The following is a 19720-nucleotide window of genomic DNA, read 5'->3' on the forward strand; positions in this document are numbered from 1 at the left end:
CATTTGCTAATTTATTAAACGCAAAAAGGCGCGGGTCTCGCCCGCGCCTTGCAAATATTGTCTTTGCAGTGTTCAGGCCGCAGCGCTGCCTTCGGACGAGATCACGTCGATAATGTCATTGACGACCTTCTCCACCAGACCACGATCATCGCCTTCCGCCATGACGCGGATGAGTGGCTCTGTGCCGGACGGACGGATAACCAGACGACCCTGACCGCCAAGGCGCTCGGTCGCTTCGTCGATTGCGCTCTTTACCCGCTTGTTCTCCAGCGGCTTGCCACCAGCGGTGCGAACATTCTTCAAAAGCTGCGGCACCGGATCGAACTTGCGGCAGACCTCGCTGATCGGCCTGCCCTGTTCCTGCGCAACGGCAAGGATCTGCAGCGCCGAAATCAGACCGTCGCCCGTCGTCGCGAAATCGGACAGAACGATATGACCGGACTGTTCGCCGCCGACATTGAAGCCATGTTCGCGCATATGCTCGACCACATAACGGTCGCCCACCTTGGTGCGAGCAAGCGTCAAGTGACGGTCGGCAAGGAAACGCTCCAGCCCAAGATTGGACATGATCGTAGCGACGATACCACCGCCTTCGAGGCGATCGGTTGCAGCCCAGCTTTCGGCGATAACGGCCATCAACTGGTCGCCATCAATGACAGTACCATTTTCATCGACCAGCAACACGCGGTCTGCATCGCCATCGAGCGCGATACCGACATCGGCGCGCACTTCATGGACCTTTTTCATCAGACCGATCGGATGCGTCGAGCCGCAATCCTCATTGATGTTGATGCCGTTCGGCTCGTTGTTGATGGTGATAACTTCCGCGCCCAGTTCCCACAAAGCGGCAGGAGCAACCTTGTAACCGGCACCATTGGCGCAATCGACAACGACGCGCAGACCGTTCAGATCGATATTGCGCGGCAGCGTGCGCTTGGCGAACTCGATATAGCGATAGATGTCGCCATCAACACGCTTGGCGCGACCGACATCACCATGGCTTGCCATGTAGGACGACAGGTCCCCATCAATCATCGCCTCGATCTTGAGCTCGATCTCGTCGGAAAGCTTGTATCCATCCGGGCCGAAAAGCTTGATGCCATTGTCATAGAAAGGATTGTGCGAGGCGGAAATCATCACACCGATATCGGCACGCAGCGAGCGGCAGAGCATTGCCACAGCGGGCGTCGGGATCGGACCAAGCAGAAAAACATCCATGCCGGCGGCGGTGAAACCCGCCACCAGCGCATTTTCCAGCATATAGCCCGAGCGGCGCGTATCCTTGCCGATCACCACGCGCGAAGCCTGGCCTTTACGGCGGAAGATGTGGCCGACAGCCATCCCGACTTTCATGGCAACTTCCGGTGTCATCGGAAAGCTGTTTGCCTGTCCGCGAATGCCATCGGTTCCGAAATATTTCCGTGTCATCTGTTTCGCCTTGCGCTGAGCCATGAAACGCTCTCTATGCTTTCAAATATATGCCGCCCGAATTGATCGGTGAGCAAGGGCCGTCGGTCAGACAGCAGATTTTCGCTGTTCTTAACGCGAAAACACTCACAAAAGCAATTTCGCCTTTGGCGGCAGGTTCAACGGTCCCACGTCCAAAGTCGTAAGCTGGCGCAATATGATGCGCCGAAATCCTTAACGAGCCTTTGCGGCAGGCCTAAGCCAAAATAAAGTCAGGAAACAAGAAAGCCGGGACAGGCCCGGCTTTCTCTCTTTCGCTTTCAAGCAGTTTATTGCGGCTGCGGCTCCATACCCGGTTCGCTGCCGGGCTCACTACCCTTGCGCTTGCGCGGGCTTCCAGCCTTCGGCACACCCGAACCGCGCGACGGTGTGTCATTGCCCTGATCGCGTGACGGCTTGTTGCCCGCAATCAGTGCCTTGATCTCGTCGCCGGAGAGCGTTTCATATTCGAGCAGACCTTCGGCAAGCGCAATCCAGTCCTTCTTTTTCTTGGTCAGGATGCGGGTCGCCTCGGCATAGGCCTCGTCGATCAGACGGCGCACTTCGGCGTCGATGATCTGGGCGGTTTCTTCCGAAACATTCTGCGTACGGGACACGGAATGACCAAGGAAGACCTCTTCCTGGTTGTCGCCATAGGCCACACGACCAAGCTTGTCGGAATAACCCCACTGGGTCACCATCGAACGGGCAAGCTTAGTGGCCTGCTGAATATCGGAGGAAGCACCGGAGGTGATATTTTCCTTACCGAATTTCAACTCTTCGGCGACGCGACCACCCATCATAATGGCAAGACGCGACACCATCCAGGTATAGGTCGCCGAATAACGGTCGCCTTCCGGAAGCTGCATGACCATGCCGAGCGCACGACCGCGCGGAATGATGGTTGCCTTATGGACAGGATCAGCCGCAGGCACATTGATCGCGACGATGGCATGACCGGCTTCATGATAGGCCGTATTGGCCTTTTCTTCCGGCGTCATGGCGGAACGGCGCTCCGCACCCATCATGATCTTGTCCTTAGCGTCTTCGAATTCCTGCATGGTCACCAGACGCTTGTTGCGGCGTGCGGCCATAAGGGCGGCTTCGTTGACGAGATTGGCGAGATCAGCACCGGAGAAACCCGGCGTACCGCGTGCGACAACCCTGAGATCGACATTGGGTGCAAGCGGCACATTGCGCACATGCACTTTAAGGATCTGTTCGCGGCCGACGATATCCGGGTTCGGAACCACGACCTGACGGTCGAAACGGCCCGGACGCAGAAGCGCAGGATCGAGAACGTCGGGGCGGTTGGTTGCCGCAATCAGGATGATCGATTCGTTGGCTTCAAAACCGTCCATCTCGACCAGCAACTGGTTGAGGGTCTGCTCACGTTCATCATTGCCGCCGCCAAGACCGGCGCCGCGATGACGACCGACAGCGTCGATTTCGTCGATGAAGATGATGCAAGGTGCGTTCTTCTTGGCCTGTTCGAACATGTCGCGGACGCGGCTTGCGCCAACACCGACGAACATTTCAACGAAGTCAGAACCGGAAATGGTGAAGAACGGCACATTGGCTTCGCCCGCAACAGAGCGCGCCAAAAGGGTCTTACCGGTACCGGGAGGGCCAACGAGCAGCACGCCGCGCGGAATCTTGCCGCCCAGACGCTGGAACTTCTGCGGATCGCGCAGGAATTCGACGATTTCCTCAAGATCCTGCTTGGCTTCGTCCACACCGGCGACGTCCTGGAAAGTCACACGGCCATGCGCTTCCGTCAGAAGCTTGGCCTTGGACTTCCCGAAACCCATCGCACCGCGCGAGCCGCCCTGCATCTGGCGCATGAAGAAAATCCACACGCCGAGGATCAGGATCATCGGCAGCCACGACAGGAGAATGCCGATCAGCGAGCTGGAACCGTCAGTTTCAGGCCGTGCGGTAATAGCGACGTCCTTGCTTTCAAGGCGCGAAACAAGACCGGTATCGCCCGGCGAATAAGTCTGGAAGGTAGAGCCATTATCCGCAAAAGTACCGCTGATCCGCTGACCAGTGATCGTGACCGCTTTCACGCGGCCGTTAGATACGTCGTCAATAAATTGCGAATAGGAAACTTCACGGGAATTGGAGCGCTGACCTGGGCTTTGGAACAGGTTGAACAGCGCGATCAAAAGAAGAGCAATGATCGCCCAGAGGGCGAAGTTGCGATAGTTCGGATTCATATCGGGTCCAATCGATACCACGGCCATTCCGCGAGCACGGAACGATGTTTCGGTCTAACATAGGATCGAAGGATGGCCTTGCCAAGGCGCGTTCGGCCCCGCATCCGCGATTCTTGTCACTCTGGTTTACAAAAAGAGCATTTCCAGCAAAAGTGTGAAGCGTCTACGCGGGGAAATCAGTTCACTGGACTGATTTCTTACCCCGCTTCGATGCGTGGGATAATGCGTCGAACCAAAAAGATAGAGCAGTTCCAGCGATTCTGTTGGCCCGGGAATTGCTCTGGTGGTCTGATTCCGACATCTGCATCCCTCAGTCACTGGCGTCGGACAAATGTCGGAATCCAAAAGGCCGCTAGCAAATTTATGAATCTAGTGGATTTTTCGAATTCGACGTTTGAAACAGCGTTTCAGTTGGTCGGGATTCAAACGTCAATTCAATCCACTAGGACATTTCCGCGCAGCCGCGCCCAATGCGCGCTTCAACGGCCATTGCAAGTTCGAAATCATGCCCCGGCAGCACATGATCGAAGATCGCGAAATGCCGTTCGATATGAATGCCTTGCGGAAAGTTTCCATCCAGCAGAAACGGCAATGCGAAAAGCCTGCCTTCCCTATAAAGGGCCGGCAGAACCAGCAGCGCCTCCCGTTTTCGAGATTCGATTTCGATGTTTTGCGACTTCAGGAAGTCGGCAAGCTCCTGCCGTCCCGGTGCGGCAAGATCGAAGCCCGTTTCGCTTTCATTTGAAAAACGGAATCGTCCATCCCAGACAATGGTTTTACCGAGCTCCAGATGAAGTTTCGGCAGATTGCGCTTTTCACGACGGAACCGATGCGGTGAACCGTCCTCGCCGCGCTCGATCAAGGCACCGAATACCGTCAGACGATGGCTGTCGTCTTCCCCAGACAGAACCCGTTCAATGCGTGACCGCTCGCTATCGCCCGGCAGGAAACGACGCCCACCGGCGATTGCCGCCAGCAATCCCGAGAACAGAGGCTTCACGTTGACATGAAGGGCGGCGTAAAGCTGAGGATCAACGAGCAAGGTTCCGTTTGCATCAATGCGCAAGCACGCCGGATCGTCGAGGGCGGCGATCAAGGCCGCATTGTCCCGCTCACGCGCGGCCCCGGCCCCGGCAATCTGGTCGAGAACCACCTGCCTGTCGGTCTCTGCAGCGATGCCCAGACGAATCCGCGGTCGTTCATATTGCGTATTTGCGTTGCTGGGATCATCCACCCAGGCGATACCTCTGCTGCGTAATTCATCGCGCAAGGCCTGCCGGGAAACGGTGAGCAGCGGGCGATCGAGTTCGACCGATCCTTCCAGCCCAAGACCTTCCAGCCATGAGCGCGACGACATCGAGGCAAGGCCCCGCGCCTCGGCATGGCCACTGCGCTCCTTGCGCATCAGAAAGGTTTCGATCTGGTCATCTTGCGTATGACCGGTGACGATGAAGCCCCCGTCCGCTTCCCGTGCCGCCTGTACCAGCAGGCGATAGCGCGCCGTGCGCGCGGCTGCGGCAAGCCCGCTTGTCGGCTTGGTCTCGTCCCAGACCAGAATACGGTGTTCGATCCCATATTGTCGGCAAAGCATGCCGACATTTTCGGCTTCGTCCTTCGATTCGACCCGCAACCGATGGTCCACCGTCACGGCAATCAACCGGGGTGGGTTCCGTAGCATGGCCAAATAATCCCGAAGGAGGAAAAGCAGACCGAGAGAATCGCTGCCGCCTGAAACGGCGGCAACAATGGCACTGGCCTGCTCAAATCCGAATGGCTCGAATAGTTTGAAAATATTGCTTGGGGTAAGCCCCACGAAATAACTCCGCAATCAGCACTTAGCGCGGCTGCGCTCATCAGCAACGCGCTTCAATATGGCAGGCGCTGCCTTGGGGTAACGTTCTGGAATCTGCTTGAAAGTTGCACAGGCGACATCGCGATTGTCCATCTTTTCAAGCGTCATACCGAGCTTGAACATGTTTTCCGGCGCGCGCTTCGAATCGGGATAATCACGCTGTGTATCGATGAAAACCGTTGCGGCTTCCGGAAAACGTCCCTGACCGTAAAGCGATTCTCCGAGCCAGAAGCGCGCTTCCGCCGTATTGGGATCGGCCGGATAACGCTTCACATGCTCGCGGAAACCGGTTTCGGCGGACTTGTAATCGCCCGACATCAGAAATTGATAGGATGCCTGATAAAGCGAATTGGGATTATCGTCAGTCGGGAGGGATGCAACCGCATCGCCTGCAGCCGTACCACCCGCCGCCGCGCCGGGTGCCACGCCTGGCTGTGCTGTGCGGGGTGTGGTGTCAAGCGTTTCGCCGATTACATTGCCATTGGAGTCGAACCGGATGGAGCCGAGCGTTTGCGGCGGTTCGCCACGTGCCGGTCCGCCCTGTGCGGGCGCATTCGAACCAATAGCCACGGAATCGGCGCCAGAAGGCTGGCTGGCCGCAGTCTGCGAGGACGCATCGTATCCGCCGTCCTGCGGAGCATTTCCGGAAACCCCGCCATCGAGGTTTCCGTTATTGCCCGGATTTGAACCGGCATCAGCGAGCGACGTGTCGCCACCGCCCTGCTGAACACCCGCGTCCGCGCGCTTTCCGGTTTCCAGGAACTGGAAGCGGCCTTCGTTTGCTTCCTGCATCTTCTGCATCTGATCCTGCATTTCGAGGATCTGGAAGTTCATGGCTTCGGCACGTGCGCCCAACGCATCTGCGATTGCGGCAGGATTGCCCATGCCCTGTGCACAGAGATCGGCACCGGGAGAGGCTGCAGCCGCAGCCGACTGAACCGCACTGCCGGAAGAAGGCGAGGTTACGCCGTTCTTCTTTTCCAGTTCTTCAAACCGGAATTCATTGTCTTCCTGCGTCTTCTGCAGCTGATTGTCGGTAAACGAAATCTGGGCATCCACATCCTCGACCTTGCCGGTCAGGTTGCGCACCAGTTCCTGCTGCAGGCCGGGGCTCTGATAGCCGCCACCTTGCCCGGCAGCGCCACCGCCGTCCCGCATGGCTTCGTCGAGAATCGCCGTCGAGCCTATGCTGACGCGATTCTGCGCACCGCCACGGCCTTTCTCCAATGCCTGAAAACGCGCTTCGTTATCGCGCTGGATTTTCAGCATCTTGTCGCGAAGCTGCAAAATCCGCGCATAGGACTGGGCATTCTGATGCGCCAGATTGCAGACCTGCTGCGAAAACTGATCCCCGCCGGGAGCGCCGGCCTGCGCGAGCTGAATCCCCTCTTGCGAAGAAACAGATGCCGCCATAACCGGAGCACTCGCCAAAAGCGGCAGCATGGCAATTGCCAGCGTCACTTTCCTCATTGGTTTCCTCATTCCCTTTTGCCCCTGCCAATTCACCGATCTGATTCACCCATCTGATTCACAATGAACAAGATGATCGAGTGCCGCGCCTGAACGGACGCTGAACATGGTTTGCCGCACGACCAGCTCCGCTTTTAGAGCATTTCCAGCAAAAGTGCGAAGCGGTTTTGCGTTGGACAATGCGAAAAACGAAGGCTCTTTGACCCTCACTATGACAAGTGCGACTTCGGCCAAAATTTGTCGGAGTGGCAAATCTATCGTTCCAAAACGAAAAAAGCGGCCCGAAAGCCGCTTTTCCGTAACACTATAGAGTGTTCGCAGATATTAGCTGCCTGCACCGTTGAGAACGGTGACAGCGCGGCGGTTCTGCGACCAGCACGAGTCGGCGTCGCAAACAGCAACCGGACGTTCGTTACCGTAGGAGATGGTGCGCATACGGTTGGTCGGGACGCCACGCGAAGCGAGGAAGTCACGGGTAGCAGCCGCACGGCGCTGGCCGAGAGCGAGGTTGTATTCACGCGTACCGCGTTCGTCGGCATGGCCTTCGACGGTGATCGAATACTGCGGGTAACGCTGCAGCCACTGGGCCTGCTTCGAAAGCGTCTGCTGTGCGTCTGCACGGATCAGCGACGAGTCGAGATCGAAGAAGATGCGATCGCCGACATTGACCGTGAAGTCCTGCGAGGAACCCGGCGTAGCAGCGCCTGCACCGAGACCCAGATCACCGGCATTGTTCGGAAGGTTCTTCTTGGACGCACAACCGGCAACGGCGAGCGACATGAAAAGGGCAATAGCGATCGGGCTACGTGCAATCGACTGGATACGGCGCATGGGCCGGAGCTCCTTAAGATTTGATGTTCCTGCGTAACCATCCAATAATCATATTGAGGTTAAGACAGGCTCAAGAAGTATGGTTAATATTTTCTTGCGGCCAGATGCAACCGGCAGTTTCCGGCAGCAATTCTGGTTCTAGCCCTTGGGGGCAAAATGCGGCAGAAACACGGCTCCACCGCAGGGATTGTGGCAATTTGCCATGAAAAAGGCGCGAAACCGGAGCTTCGCGCCTTCACTTTCCGTAACTATTTGCGAAATGCGCTATTCGAGCAGCGGCGACCAGGCCGGATCAGATGCATAGTTCGGCGTCTGGATCTGGCGTTCGTTGCGGCCGGTCAGGTCGATGGTGAAAAGCTTCGGACCGCCTGCCCCTGCCGCCTTGCGGAAGAACATCAACACGCGACCGTTCGGAGCCCAGGTCGGACCCTCATTGTGGAAGCCCGAGGTCAACAGGCGTTCGCCCGAACCGTCGGTCTTCATCACACCGATGGAGAACTGGCCCTGCGACTGCTTGGTGAAGGCGATAAGGTCTCCGCGCGGCGACCAGACCGGCGTGGAGTAGCTGCCGTCACCTGCCGAGATACGGCGCGGATTGGAGCCGTCAGCACCCATGACATAGAGCTGCGGACGTCCGCCACGGTCGGAGGAGAAAACAATCTGCGAGCCGTCTGGCGAATATGATGCGCTGGTATCGATCGCCTGGCTGTTGGTCAGACGCGTGGTCGAGCGATTGCGCAGATCCATCGTATAGATGTTGGCGCTGCCATCGTCCTGAAGCAGGCTCATCACGACCTTCTGGCCATCGGGCGAAAAACGAGGAGCGATGGTCATGCCGGGGAAATTGCCGACAAGTTCACGCTGGCCGGTTTCGAGCTGCAGCAGATACACCTTCGGCGAACCGCCCTCGAACGACATATAGGTGACTTCCTGACGGTTCGGCGAGAAACGCGGCGTCAGCGAAATGGCGCGGCCATCCGAAATGTAACGCACATTGGCGCCGTCCTGGTCCATGATGGCCAGACGCTTTACGCGCTTCTGTGCCGGGCCGGATTCATCGACGAAAACGACACGCGTATCGAAATAGCCCTTTTCACCGGTCAGGCGCTCATAGATCGCGTCAGCGATGATATGCGCAACGCGGCGCCAGTTGTCCGGCGTGGTGAAGAACTGCTGGCCGATCATCTGCTGGCCGCCGAACGTATCCCACAGGCGGAATTCCGCCTTGAGACGGCCATCCGGCTGTTTGGTGATACGGCCCGTGACAAGCGCCTGCGCATTGATGACCTTCCAGTCCTCGAAACGCGGAGCCGCATCAGGATTGGAAATCTTCTCGATGAAAGCGCCCTTGTCGATCGGCGCGAAAAGGCCCGAACGCTCAAGATCAGCCGCGATGACCGACGTGATATTCGGTCCGAGCTGGTCGGCCGAAAGGAAATCGGTGATGGCGATCGGTAGCGGCTCGATCACCCCCTTATTGATGTTGATTTCCACGACGGCGCGCGCCGGCATGGTGCAGACAAGGCTTGCGGCAATCATACACGCGAAAGCCGAAAAGACCGTCCGGATCTTTGTATTGATGATGCCGATTTTCATGTCTTCTGGGACCTCTTTGTCCTTGGCAAGTAAGTTGATTGGCGACCGGAAGCCCGGTCAGAACATTTCGCTCGGGTCGAAGTTGACGATTACTTCCGACCATGAATCATATTTGTCGACTGGCAGATTATACGGTGCACAGCGTGCGACAGCGCGCTTGGCGCTCTCGGCCGCAGCACGGCCCACACTGTCACCGCCGCCGCCTGATGTCACTTCCGGAGCGCCCTGAATGGAGCCATCCTGGTTCAGTTTCATCTTGACGGTTACGACCAGACCTGGCGCATCAGCCACACCGGCGGGCACGTTCCAGCACTTCGAAATCGCTCCTCGCAGTGCGTCCATTTCGCTCTGGCTGAGCTTGGAGCCGCCCGTATTCTTCTTGCCGCCCAATGATGCCTGATCGGTGGACCGCTTGGCGCCGCCGCCTGCCGCCTTCTGCTTGTTGAGAAGGGCTGCAACCTCATCGGCAATCGCGTCTTTCTTCGATTGCGATGTCTGGGAAGCGCTCTGCGTAGGCTTCTTTTCTTCCGTCGGCTTTCGGTCCGGCGTCTTTGCGGTCTGCGCCTGCGGCGGCTTCGGCTTGGCGTCAGGCGCTGGAACCTTGTCCGGCAGCTTCGGCGTCTGGGCATCGGGCGTTTCGGCCTGTTTCTCGATGGCTTCCGCCACCGGGTCAGGCTTTACTTCCTGCTTTTCTTCCGGCTTGGCCTGTACTTCGGTCGCCGGAACCGGCGTCGGCTTTGTCTCCGGCTTTTGTTCCGGTTTCGGATCGGGCTTGGGTTCCGGCTTTTTCACCGGCTCCGGCTGCGCCTTCGGTTCTTCTGCCGCCTCGATCGGTTTCGCCTTGGCGTCGGGTTTGGGCGGCGTCTGGGTATCGATATCCTGATCGCCGAAATTCTCGGCGTTTGGAACCGTCTGTGGTTTGGTTGTCGGCACGGGAGCCGACTTTTCCTTCATGGGCGCAGTCTTTTCGCCCTGTTGAATTTGCGTCATCGACTCGATCGGTACGATATCGACCGGAAACGATTCCGAATCCTGCACGTCGAAAGCCTTCGGCGAGGAAAACGAAACCACTGCCAGCGCGACCGCAACGGCATGCAAGGCAACAGAAGATGTCAGGCCAGCCTTCATGATGGCGTCAGCTATCCTGCTCCTGGAGGGTCACAAGGCCGATATTCTTGAAACCGGCGGCGGAAATGCGGGCCATGACTTTCATGACGGTGCCGTAATCGGCAGCCTTGTCACCGCGCACGAAAATGCGCTCTTCATAGCCCGTCTTGGCGATAGCCTGGAGTTTCGGCACCACTTCTTCGATCGGAACTTCGGTTTCCTGCAGGTAGATCTTGCCTTCGCTGTTGACCGAAATGGTGATCGGCTGCGTATCGGCATTCATGGCCTTTGCCTGCGTATCAGGCAGATCAATCGGCACACCCACAGTCAAAAGCGGGGCGGAAACCATGAAGATAATAAGGAGAACGAGCATCACGTCGACGAACGGCGTCACGTTGATCTCGCTCATCAATGCGGGTTTGCGACCGCGCCTGCGGCGCCCGCCCGACTGCATTCCCTGATTTCCTACCGACATGCCCATTGCAAGATTCCCGAAGGCTGAAATTACACTCGATGCTCGAAGCCGCTTAGTTACGTGGCGTCAGCTTCTCATCAATTTGGCGCGACAGTATGGCGGAGAACTCGTCCGCAAAGCCTTCGAGCCGTCCACCGATCTTGCCTGCATCCGACGACAGCTTGTTGTAGGCAATAACAGCAGGAATAGCGGCGAGAAGACCGATCGCCGTTGCCAGAAGCGCTTCGGCAATACCGGGCGCCACGACGGCAAGACTGGTGTTCTTGGAAGCCGCGATGGCCTGGAAGGAGGTCATGATACCGACAACCGTGCCGAACAGCCCGATGAACGGTGCCGCAGAGCCGATAGTCGCCAGAAAGCCCAGACGCGAGTCAAGCTTTTCGCTTTCACGCGCCAGCGCAACGTCCATGGCCTTGTCGATACGCATCTGGAGACCGATGGGTGAGCGAGCGCCCTTCTCGAATGATTTCTTCCACTCACGCATCGCAGCCATGAAAATGGATGCCATGCCAGTGGTGCGGCGTTCACCGAGATTGCGATAAAGTTCTTCAAGCGACTGGCCGGACCAGAACGTCTGCTCGAAGCGATCAATCGCGCGGCGCGCGCGGCCATAAGCAATCGTCTTGTCTACGATGATAGCCCAGGTCCAGATCGAAGCGAACATCAGGCCAAGCATAACCAGCTTGACGACCCAGTTCGCCTGCATGAACAGGCCCCAGAGGGTAACATCGGCGGCGGGGGCCGCTAACGCAACATTTTCCATCGATCTACCGTCCTCGAATCCAAACGCCCGGCCACATGACCGGGCGGTATCGCAAATCCGTTATTCAGCGTCTGAAAACAGACGCTCCAAACCTGCGCAGCTTTTCACTTGAAGCCGTACCTGCCCGACGAGCGGTCGACACTTCGCACCGCAACCGCCATTCCCGGATTTCAACTTTAAATCCATCAGGCGCTTGTTACGGTTAATTTTGGTGAAAGGAAGGCGCTGCGCTTCAAGCCTGCCTCTCCACCGATTCCGTCAGGGTGATTAATGGAATATTATGGTTAAAGATGCGTTAGCATTTGCCCAGATAGGCATATTTGCCAGTAGAGCGCGGAATTTCGCAACGAACATGCCAGCGGAGACGGTTCAGTGGGCTGATTTCCCTGCGTCGGCGTTTCACACTTTTCGGGATGCGCTCTAACGCCGGACTCAATCCCTGTGGCTATTGGTAAAGGCTTCACGCCACTCATCGGGGATGCGGCGCGGATGACCTGCCTTGGTTATCATCACGGCCTCAACCCGCGCTTCCGAAAGCAGGCGTCCGTCACAGCTGATCTTCTGCGCCATGATGACCCGCGCGCCACGAATTTCACTGACTTGCGTTTCGACCAGAATGAGGTCGTCCATCTTCGCAGGTGATTTGTAATCGATCTCCATGCGGCGAACGACCCAGACCATTTCTTCGCCAAGTGCGCCTTCGGCCAGCTCAATATGATGAACGTCCTGCAGACGCAGAAAGTCCGTGCGTCCGCGTTCGTAGAATTCAAGATAGCGACCGTGATAGACGAAGCCGGAGAAATCCGTATCGGCATAGTAGATACGTGCGTAGAGCAGATGCGCGCCGTCTTTCAGTTCGCCTGATACGGCAGCGCGCGTCAATTGTTCCCGTCGTTCCGTCATTCGTCTTCCATGAAGAGGCCGTATTGCGACTGCTGGATGATTTCAGCAGGTGCAGCCAATCCCATATGTTGCCAGGCAAGCGCAGTTAGAACCCGTCCGCGTGGTGTGCGCTGCAAAAAGCCCTGCTGGATCATATAGGGTTCGATAATGTCTTCAATTGCGTCGCGCGGCTCGGACAGACCGGCAGCGATGGTTTCGATCCCCACCGGGCCGCCGCCGAAGTTGCGCGCGATTATATCGAGATAGCGTCGGTCGAGCTGATCCAGTCCGCGATTGTCTACCTCCAGACGCGACAGCGCCTCATCGGCGATTTTCCGGTCGATGACGTCGGTACCGGCAACCAGCGCGAAATCACGCACGCGGCGCAACAGGCGTCCGGCGATACGTGGCGTGCCGCGTGAGCGGCGCGCAACTTCCAACGCGCCATCCGGTGAAATGCCCATCTGCATGATGCGCGCTCCACGCCGCACGATATATTCCAATTCATCGACCGTATAGAAATTGAGCCGCACCGGAATACCGAAGCGATCGCGCAAAGGCGTGGTCAAGAGGCCCAGACGGGTCGTTGCCGCAACGAGCGTGAACTTGGCAAGATCGATCTTCACCGAACGCGCCGCCGGGCCTTCACCGATGATCAAGTCGAGCTGGAAATCTTCCATCGCCGGATAGAGGATTTCCTCCACTGCCGGGCTGAGACGATGAATTTCATCGATGAACAGCACATCGCGTTCTTCCAGATTGGTCAGGAGTGCCGCCAGATCGCCCGCCTTGGCAATGACCGGACCGGAAGTGGAGCGGAAATTGACGCCAAGCTCCTTGGCCATGATCTGCGCAAGCGTCGTCTTGCCGAGGCCGGGAGGACCGACGAAAAGCACATGATCCAGCGCCTCACCGCGCACCTTGGCAGCCTCGATGAAGACCTTGAGATTGGCGCGCGCCGCCGCCTGCCCCACGAAATCGTCGAGCATCTGCGGGCGCAGCGTATTATCTTCGTCCACGCGTTTATCAGCATCAATGAGGGGGTTGCGGTCGCTCATGCCCACCTCCTCGCATGAACATATCGCTCAGGCAAGTCTTTCTCCCAGCTACCGGTCACCGCGAGAGTTCCTTCAGCCCGAGACGGATAAGTTTGGCCGAATCGGCATTTTCTCCCGCTTCTTTCAGGGCAGCAGCAACAGCGTTGGCAGCCTGATCGCGCGAATAGCCAAGATTGGAAAGCGCCGACACGGCATCCGCCACGGGAGCCGGGGCCGCACCGGCTCCAAGCTCCTGCTTGAGCCCGATCGTGCCGTTCGCCTCACCGGCAAAGGCCGGCGCCTTGTTCTTGAGTTCGGTCACGATGCGCTCTGCAACCTTTTTGCCGACGCCCGGCGCACGCGACACCATGGCAATGTCACGCAGCGCAATCGCATTGGCCAGTTCGGACGGCGACAGAGTGCCAAGTACCGCCAGCGCCACCTTGGCACCGACGCCCTGCACGTTCTGCAACAGGCGGAACCATTCGCGTTCAAGCTGATTGGCAAAACCATAAAGGCGGATCATGTCCTCACGGACATAGGTTTCGATGAACAGGATGGCCGCCTCGCCCGCACCACCGAGATTCCCCAACGTGCGCGCCGAGCAGAACGCCACATAGCCGACGCCATGCACGTCGATGACGGCATGATCCTCGGCAATTTCATCGATCACGCCCTTAAGCTTGCCGATCATTCTGGTCTTACCCCGCTACAAGCGCATCCCGGAAAGTGTGAAACGATTTTCGGACAAGATACGCGCGAAAAACTAAGTTAGGATGCGCTTTGACCCGACCTCATCAGGTCGCCGCGCGTTCCAGCAGCGCCTGCATCCGGCGGGCGCTTACAATGCTTTGACGATGATGGGCGTGGCAAATCGCGATGGCCAACGCATCGGCGGCATCGCTCGTATCGAACGATGCGCGCGGCATCAGCACTTTCACCATCATATGGATCTGCTGCTTTTCACCATGCCCGACCCCGATAACCGCTTTCTTGACGGCATTCGGCGCATATTCTGCAACGGGTAGCCCGACCTGCGCGGGAGCCAGCAAGGCAATGCCGCGCGCCTGGCCAAGTTTGAGCGTTGCCGTTGCGTCCTTGTTGACGAAGGTATGTTCGACCGCCGCCTCATGCGGCATATATTCATGCAGGACCTTGGAAAGCCCTTCATGCAGCTGACAGAGGCGCGATGCCAGATCCATATCGGCATTCGAGGTCACAGTGCCAGAGCCAATGAAATGCAGCGAATTGCCCAGCGATTCGACAATGCCCCAGCCGGTACGGCGCAGGCCCGGATCAATACCAATGATGCGAATCGTTTCTTTCATAAGTGAACCCTATCCTCAGACGGATTCACTTGACAGCAGAAAAGTGAACAAAAGAGAAACATGCGTCACGAAGGGCGCATATGATCGGTTGTTATGAAGCGCCGAAAGCGGTCTTCAACAATACGATCTGTTCGGAAACCGGATTGCCACGCGGGACACCCTGCAGCGAAACAACTTCACCGTAAACTTCGCGGTCCATGCGGCGCACGCGCGCCTGAAGGCGCATGGACCGGTCAACGAGTTCCGTGAATGCGGCGGGCAGCTCAGACCAGCCCTGTGCGACTTCGCCCGCCGATGGCGTGTCCAGACGCACCTTGGCCTTTTCGGCTGAAACCTGCAGACGGGTCATTTCACCGCTGCGTGCCGCACGCTGCAGCAACAGCCAGGAAGCGATCTGCATAAGCCGCGTGGTCAGCCGCATCGATTCGGCGGCATAGAGCGTCGCAGCCACGCGGGAAAGGTTGCGCGCGTCCTCACGGCCTTCGCCGTCGAGATAGCTTGCAGCTTCCTCGACCATATCCATGCCTTCGGCGTAGATCGGCTTGAACGAATCCGAGAAGACCATGCGCTCTGCGAGGCTGATCATATTGCTCGGCATCTGGCCCTGTTCGCTAATCACTGCTCTGCCACCTTGCATGACCGCCGGGATCGACGGCCCATTCCGTTGCCGCATTCGACCGGTGGGATATACCGGAGGAAGGCGAATGAAATCATTGAACCGCTGTTCGACCATGAGGGAGGCTGAGACGGAACAGCTGTGCTAAACAAGTCCACGACAAACTGCACCTTCATGCACCGTCGCGCAAGTTTATGTTTAACATTCGGTTAACATTTTCAAAGGCTTTTGATGAAAGCCAGCAAATAGAAAGGATTGGGCAGTCATTCCGTTCCGCGCCGCTGCATGCGAGATCGATATTTCCCCGGCGCGCGGCAAAAAGCGCATAAAAAAAGAGCCGCAATGGCGGCTCTCAGGAGTTTAACAGGGAGGCGTCAAACAGAGTGGCTAAACCACTCGGTAAGAATCCAGCCGAACTGGATGTAAACCATTTAACATTCTTAAGATTAATGAATGGTTAATTTCAGCGCAACGCTGTGGATAATCTCGTGCATTCCGGCGCTTTTCACCACCGATCAGCCATCCGAAACGGGTCGCTGATCGGTGGCGATTGTTAATAGCGCTGCATCGCCGGCTTGTTGTTCGGGACAACCTGCATCTTGACGGGTTCGGCAGCAGGAACGGCAGGCTTTGCCGAAGCAGCAGAGCCCTTTTTGCTCCAGCCGATGGTTGGCAACCATTCAAGATAATAGGCCAGCGCAAACTGCATAACGATGCCGGTGGCGATCAGCAGCGTGTCGTAAGGCAGGCCACCCGGATTCACGAGTTTCATCACCTGCGCGACCATCGCCAGCAATGTGCCGGCAATGAAGACCGGCAGCGAATGCTTGCCGAGAATGGCCAGCGGATTATCCGGCGCAGTCCGGGCAATATTGTTCAGCGTCGGAACGACGGCAATGAGATAGGCAATCGCCAGCACGTGCAGCAGACGCGGGCCCGACAGGAACGTCTTGTCAAAGCCGGTGACAATCATCGGCATTCCCATGGATGCATCGATACCCCAAAGCGGGATGCGCACCCAGGCGAGTGCCAGCACTAGATAGCCAACGGCAAGACCAATGAGCAGCGGATGCTTCGGCAGCTCACCACCGCGACGCACATGTATGACGCCTGCCATGCCGATCGCGAACAGGAACTGCCACGACAGCGGGTTGAGGAACCAGACGCCTTCGGTCGGATAGTTGACCGGCGCGACATGATAGAGACCCGACAGGAACCAGACGGTACCGGAAACGCCAAGCATGAGCGGCAGGCTGATGCGCGCCAGCAAAAGCAGGATCGGCGTGAGAACCAGCATCACGGCATACATCGACAGGATGTTGTTATAGCCGAGCTGATGGCCCATCGTGACGATGCCGAACAGCGCCTCGACCGGATGCTTGACCAGCGGAGCAATGTTGATCTGCGTCAGGAGTTCCGAGCGCTTCAGGAAGATGGCCGCAGCGGCGAAAATGGCGATGGTCGCCATGGTCGTCATAATGTGCGTGGTATAGAGCACACCGGCGCGGCGCCACATTTTGAACGTCAGAAGCAGGCGGTTGCCGGGAGCGAATTTCGATCCATAGGCAAGCGCCACGGCCATACCGGAAATCAGCACGAAAGCTTCAGCCGAATCGGAGAAGCCGAGATTCTTGTGCGTGAAATGTTCGTAGATCGTGCCGGGCACATGGTTGATGAAGATCGTTAGCAGCGCGAGCGCACGGAACACGTCAATGCGCGTATCACGCATTTTCGTCGGTTGTGCGGGCATCGCTTCTCTAGCGGTCGCAATATTCATTTACCAGCCTGCCTATCTTTGAAGGAAAGCACCTGCACTTGGGATTGCGGGGCGTTCCAATCTTCTTCGTGTCATTCCAGATGGGGGTCCGGAACAGTTTCACACGTTTTTCCGGGGCGTTCGGTGCCCGTTATCGGTGCGGGTTATATACGCGTTAATCCCGGCAGAACCGGGTTGGTTCCGATCAACTTTCGTTCCAGTGGATAACATTATGCCAGGCCGGACAGGCGCAAACCGGAGAGTGTTCCGCCAATGAATACTTGCCGAAGCCCGGTCACCTCGCATAAATGCGGCAAAACAAATAGATAGAGCGCTGCTTCCGTTTCCGGTAAACACAATGCTTCTATTGCCCGAATTCCATCACGTTTATCCCGTTAGGCTTGGCTCATGAACACGCCCGCTCACAAGACTGAAACCGAACGCTGCCGCATCGTGCTGGTTGCACCTCCGCTTGCCGACGGCGCGGCCCTCGCAAAGCTTTTGACGGCTGCGCTCTCGGGCGGCGACGTTGCAAGCGTCATTCTCGACACCGGCGACCTCGACGAAGCCACCTTTCAGGCCGCAGCCGAAAAGGCCGTCCCCGTCATTCAGGAAAAAGGCGCCGCCGCGCTTGTCCTGAATGACACGCGCATTGCTGGACGCGTTGGGGCGGACGGCGTTCATATCGAAGGCAAGGTCGCCGATCTGGCTGAGGCAATAGAAAAACATACGCCAAAGATGATCGTCGGCACCGGAAACCTCCGCGACCGCCACGGCGCGATGCAGATCGGCGAATTGCAGCCCGACTATGTCTTTTTCGGCAAAATCGGCGCTGACAACAAGCCGGACGCTCATCCGCGCAACCTTTCATTGGCTGAATGGTGGTCGCAGATGGTGGAAATTCCCAGCATTGCGCAGGCCGGAAGCGCGCTGGAAAGCATTATCGCCGCAGCCGAAACCGGCGCCGATTTCGTTGCGCTTGGCCGGGCGGTCTTCGACGCCGAAGACCCCGCAAAGGCTGTCGCGGAAGCGAACCGGCTGCTTGATGACAAAGCGCCGCGCTTTGAAAACTGATCCCTTCATCAAGGTCTTGCGGATCCCATGAAGAACCAATTTCTTCTCGCTGCTGTTTTGACAATTGTATTGCCGGTCCTGCCTGCCCTGGCAGCAGGCGAGCCGGTGCGCGGTCAGAAAAACAGCCACCAGGGTAATCATCAGGACAACAAGTCCGACAAGCCTGCAAAGCCGGTGATGCTGCCACAACCGGCAACCACTGAGCCGATGCCGCCCATCGATCCGAGCCGTTTCGGGGATAAGCCGGCAGACGAGGCCTTCGGAGCATTTCAGCGCGGCCTCTATCTGACCGCTTTCAACCTGGCCAAGCCGCAGGCGGAACAGGGCGACCCGGCATCACAGGCACTCATCGCGGAAATTTACGCGCGTGGCCTTGGCATCCCCGCCAATCAGAAACTGGCGGCGAAATGGTATGAAAAAGCAGCCAATAACGGTGTTGTCGAAGCGCAGTTCCGCTATGCGGCACTTCTGCTGCAAGGCACTTATGTCAAAAAGGCCCCCGCCGAGGCCGAAAAACTGATGCAGAAAGCTGCTGAAGGCGGCAACGCCATGGCACAGTTCAACTATGGCCAGATGTTGATGGTGAAGACACCGGGCAAGCCGGGTATCGATCTCGCCTTCCCGTGGTTCGAGAAGGCAGCCGAAGCGAAGTTGCCCGACGGACAATATGCACTCAGCCAGATTTATGCCAATGGCACGCCCACCATTCCCCGCGATGACAAGAAAGCGCGCGTCTATCTGCTGCTTGCAGCCGCACAGGGTTACGATACGGCGCAGTTCGATCTGGGCCGCTGGCTGATCGAGGGGCGTGGCGGCGATCGCGATTACGAACAGGGCTTCGGCTGGATGCGTCTTGGTGCGCAGCGCGGCATGGTGATGGCGCAGGCATGGCTCGCCCGTCTCTATCGCGACGGCATCGGCACCGACGGCGATCTCGTCAAGGCAGCCGCCTGGTATATCGTTGCCCAGCGCGCCGGTTTCCGCTCGCCGGACCTCAACGACATGATGGACGGACTGGCTGACGACCAGATCAAGCAGGCCATAGAAACTGCCAATAATCTGCGTGTTCGCTGATTTTCGGGCAAATTTTATGGTTGGATCGGCTCTCTTTTCGTGCTCAGGCTTGCGCGGAGCGCCTTTTTATGGTCTTGGAAACCCGATTATCGTGGTTCGAGTATAAGGCACGTGCGCAATCTCCGGAACAAAACCGGACGGTTGCCTTTTCGTCGTCATGCGTCGGACCGCACATGGTTTCACATTTTCATTCC

The 19720-nt window shown here is 57.7% G+C and carries 17 protein-coding genes; 2 read left to right on the forward strand and 15 right to left on the reverse strand.

The features are described 5' to 3' along the window. Window positions 1–72: 72 nt before the first annotated feature. The 15 genes from glmM to CQZ93_RS11430 form a co-directional block, all read right to left on the reverse strand. Window positions 73–1428: a phosphoglucosamine mutase gene (glmM, locus tag CQZ93_RS11355; protein WP_105543277.1), complete on the reverse strand. Its 1356-nt coding sequence runs from the start codon at window positions 1426–1428 to the stop codon at window positions 73–75. 308 nt (window positions 1429–1736) lie between these two features. Continuing rightward, window positions 1737–3665 carry an ATP-dependent zinc metalloprotease FtsH gene (ftsH, locus tag CQZ93_RS11360; RefSeq protein WP_105543278.1) on the reverse strand — a complete coding sequence of 643 codons (1929 nt, stop codon included), beginning with the start codon at window positions 3663–3665 and terminating at the stop codon, window positions 1737–1739. A 442-nt stretch (window positions 3666–4107) separates the two neighbouring features. Further along, window positions 4108–5478, reverse strand: a complete 1371-nt coding sequence (gene tilS / locus CQZ93_RS11370; protein ID WP_105542649.1) for a tRNA lysidine(34) synthetase TilS — start codon at window positions 5476–5478, stop codon at window positions 4108–4110. Between the two features lie 15 nt (window positions 5479–5493). After that, window positions 5494–6999 carry a tol-pal system protein YbgF gene (gene ybgF / locus CQZ93_RS11375; RefSeq protein WP_105542650.1) on the reverse strand — a complete coding sequence of 502 codons (1506 nt, stop codon included), beginning with the start codon at window positions 6997–6999 and terminating at the stop codon, window positions 5494–5496. 312 nt (window positions 7000–7311) lie between these two features. Further along, entirely contained in the window at window positions 7312–7818 is a 507-nt protein-coding gene (gene pal, locus CQZ93_RS11380) for a peptidoglycan-associated lipoprotein Pal (protein WP_010661371.1), read from the reverse strand. Window positions 7819–8082: 264 nt separating this feature from the next. Beyond that, window positions 8083–9414, reverse strand: coding sequence for a Tol-Pal system beta propeller repeat protein TolB (gene tolB / locus CQZ93_RS11385; protein ID WP_105542651.1), 1332 nt, complete (start codon window positions 9412–9414; stop codon window positions 8083–8085). Between the two features lie 57 nt (window positions 9415–9471). Next, window positions 9472–10542 carry a cell envelope integrity TolA family protein gene (locus CQZ93_RS11390; protein WP_105542652.1) on the reverse strand — a complete coding sequence of 357 codons (1071 nt, stop codon included), beginning with the start codon at window positions 10540–10542 and terminating at the stop codon, window positions 9472–9474. Window positions 10543–10549: 7 nt separating this feature from the next. After that, complete coding sequence (gene tolR / locus CQZ93_RS11395) at window positions 10550–11002, reverse strand: protein TolR (RefSeq protein WP_105542653.1); 453 nt, start codon at window positions 11000–11002, stop codon at window positions 10550–10552. Window positions 11003–11048: 46 nt separating this feature from the next. Continuing rightward, on the reverse strand, window positions 11049–11759 hold the full coding sequence (tolQ, locus tag CQZ93_RS11400) for a protein TolQ (RefSeq protein ID WP_105542654.1): 711 nt from the start codon (window positions 11757–11759) through the stop codon (window positions 11049–11051). A gap of 432 nt (window positions 11760–12191) precedes the next feature. Then, window positions 12192–12662: a YbgC/FadM family acyl-CoA thioesterase gene (locus CQZ93_RS11405; RefSeq protein WP_105542655.1), complete on the reverse strand. Its 471-nt coding sequence runs from the start codon at window positions 12660–12662 to the stop codon at window positions 12192–12194. Then, a complete protein-coding gene (ruvB, locus tag CQZ93_RS11410; protein WP_105542656.1) occupies window positions 12659–13699 on the reverse strand; it encodes a Holliday junction branch migration DNA helicase RuvB in 1041 nt (346 codons plus the stop codon). The genes CQZ93_RS11405 and ruvB overlap by 4 nt, the downstream gene beginning before the upstream one ends. Before the next feature lie 55 nt (window positions 13700–13754). Further along, complete coding sequence (gene ruvA, locus CQZ93_RS11415; protein WP_105542657.1) at window positions 13755–14372, reverse strand: Holliday junction branch migration protein RuvA; 618 nt, start codon at window positions 14370–14372, stop codon at window positions 13755–13757. A 103-nt stretch (window positions 14373–14475) separates the two neighbouring features. Beyond that, a complete protein-coding gene (ruvC, locus tag CQZ93_RS11420) occupies window positions 14476–15006 on the reverse strand; it encodes a crossover junction endodeoxyribonuclease RuvC (protein ID WP_105542658.1) in 531 nt (176 codons plus the stop codon). 91 nt (window positions 15007–15097) lie between these two features. Then, window positions 15098–15604, reverse strand: coding sequence for a protease adaptor protein RcdA (rcdA, locus tag CQZ93_RS11425; protein WP_105543279.1), 507 nt, complete (start codon window positions 15602–15604; stop codon window positions 15098–15100). A gap of 571 nt (window positions 15605–16175) precedes the next feature. Beyond that, entirely contained in the window at window positions 16176–17399 is a 1224-nt protein-coding gene (locus tag CQZ93_RS11430; RefSeq protein WP_105542659.1) for an OpgC family protein, read from the reverse strand. Between the two features lie 387 nt (window positions 17400–17786). On the opposite strand from CQZ93_RS11430, the gene CQZ93_RS11435 reads away from it, so the two are divergent. Together CQZ93_RS11435 and CQZ93_RS11440 are read left to right on the forward strand one after the other, a co-directional pair. Continuing rightward, complete coding sequence (locus CQZ93_RS11435; RefSeq protein WP_105542660.1) at window positions 17787–18452, forward strand: thiamine phosphate synthase; 666 nt, start codon at window positions 17787–17789, stop codon at window positions 18450–18452. A gap of 27 nt (window positions 18453–18479) precedes the next feature. Next, a complete protein-coding gene (locus tag CQZ93_RS11440; RefSeq protein WP_105542661.1) occupies window positions 18480–19526 on the forward strand; it encodes a tetratricopeptide repeat protein in 1047 nt (348 codons plus the stop codon). Window positions 19527–19720 lie beyond the last annotated feature (194 nt).

This window comes from Ochrobactrum vermis, from assembly GCF_002975205.1.
In the GTDB taxonomy this organism is placed as follows: domain Bacteria; phylum Pseudomonadota; class Alphaproteobacteria; order Rhizobiales; family Rhizobiaceae; genus Brucella; species Brucella vermis.

Excerpts from the sequence above, each read along its gene's own strand:
- glmM (WP_105543277.1), bottom strand. The coding sequence starts at position 1,428 with ATGACACGGAAATATTTCGGAACCGATGGCATTCGCGGACAGGCAAAC.
- ftsH (WP_105543278.1), bottom strand. The coding sequence starts at position 3,665 with ATGAATCCGAACTATCGCAACTTCGCCCTCTGGGCGATCATTGCTCTT.
- ybgF (WP_105542650.1), bottom strand. The coding sequence starts at position 6,999 with ATGAGGAAACCAATGAGGAAAGTGACGCTGGCAATTGCCATGCTGCCG.
- pal (WP_010661371.1), bottom strand. The coding sequence starts at position 7,818 with ATGCGCCGTATCCAGTCGATTGCACGTAGCCCGATCGCTATTGCCCTT.
- tolB (WP_105542651.1), bottom strand. The coding sequence starts at position 9,414 with ATGAAAATCGGCATCATCAATACAAAGATCCGGACGGTCTTTTCGGCT.
- CQZ93_RS11390 (WP_105542652.1), bottom strand. The coding sequence starts at position 10,542 with ATGAAGGCTGGCCTGACATCTTCTGTTGCCTTGCATGCCGTTGCGGTC.
- tolR (WP_105542653.1), bottom strand. The coding sequence starts at position 11,002 with ATGGGCATGTCGGTAGGAAATCAGGGAATGCAGTCGGGCGGGCGCCGC.
- tolQ (WP_105542654.1), bottom strand. The coding sequence starts at position 11,759 with ATGGAAAATGTTGCGTTAGCGGCCCCCGCCGCCGATGTTACCCTCTGG.
- CQZ93_RS11405 (WP_105542655.1), bottom strand. The coding sequence starts at position 12,662 with ATGACGGAACGACGGGAACAATTGACGCGCGCTGCCGTATCAGGCGAA.
- ruvB (WP_105542656.1), bottom strand. The coding sequence starts at position 13,699 with ATGAGCGACCGCAACCCCCTCATTGATGCTGATAAACGCGTGGACGAA.
- ruvA (WP_105542657.1), bottom strand. The coding sequence starts at position 14,372 with ATGATCGGCAAGCTTAAGGGCGTGATCGATGAAATTGCCGAGGATCAT.
- ruvC (WP_105542658.1), bottom strand. The coding sequence starts at position 15,006 with ATGAAAGAAACGATTCGCATCATTGGTATTGATCCGGGCCTGCGCCGT.
- rcdA (WP_105543279.1), bottom strand. The coding sequence starts at position 15,604 with ATGCCGAGCAATATGATCAGCCTCGCAGAGCGCATGGTCTTCTCGGAT.
- CQZ93_RS11430 (WP_105542659.1), bottom strand. The coding sequence starts at position 17,399 with ATGAATATTGCGACCGCTAGAGAAGCGATGCCCGCACAACCGACGAAA.
- CQZ93_RS11435 (WP_105542660.1), top strand. The coding sequence starts at position 17,787 with ATGAACACGCCCGCTCACAAGACTGAAACCGAACGCTGCCGCATCGTG.
- CQZ93_RS11440 (WP_105542661.1), top strand. The coding sequence starts at position 18,480 with ATGAAGAACCAATTTCTTCTCGCTGCTGTTTTGACAATTGTATTGCCG.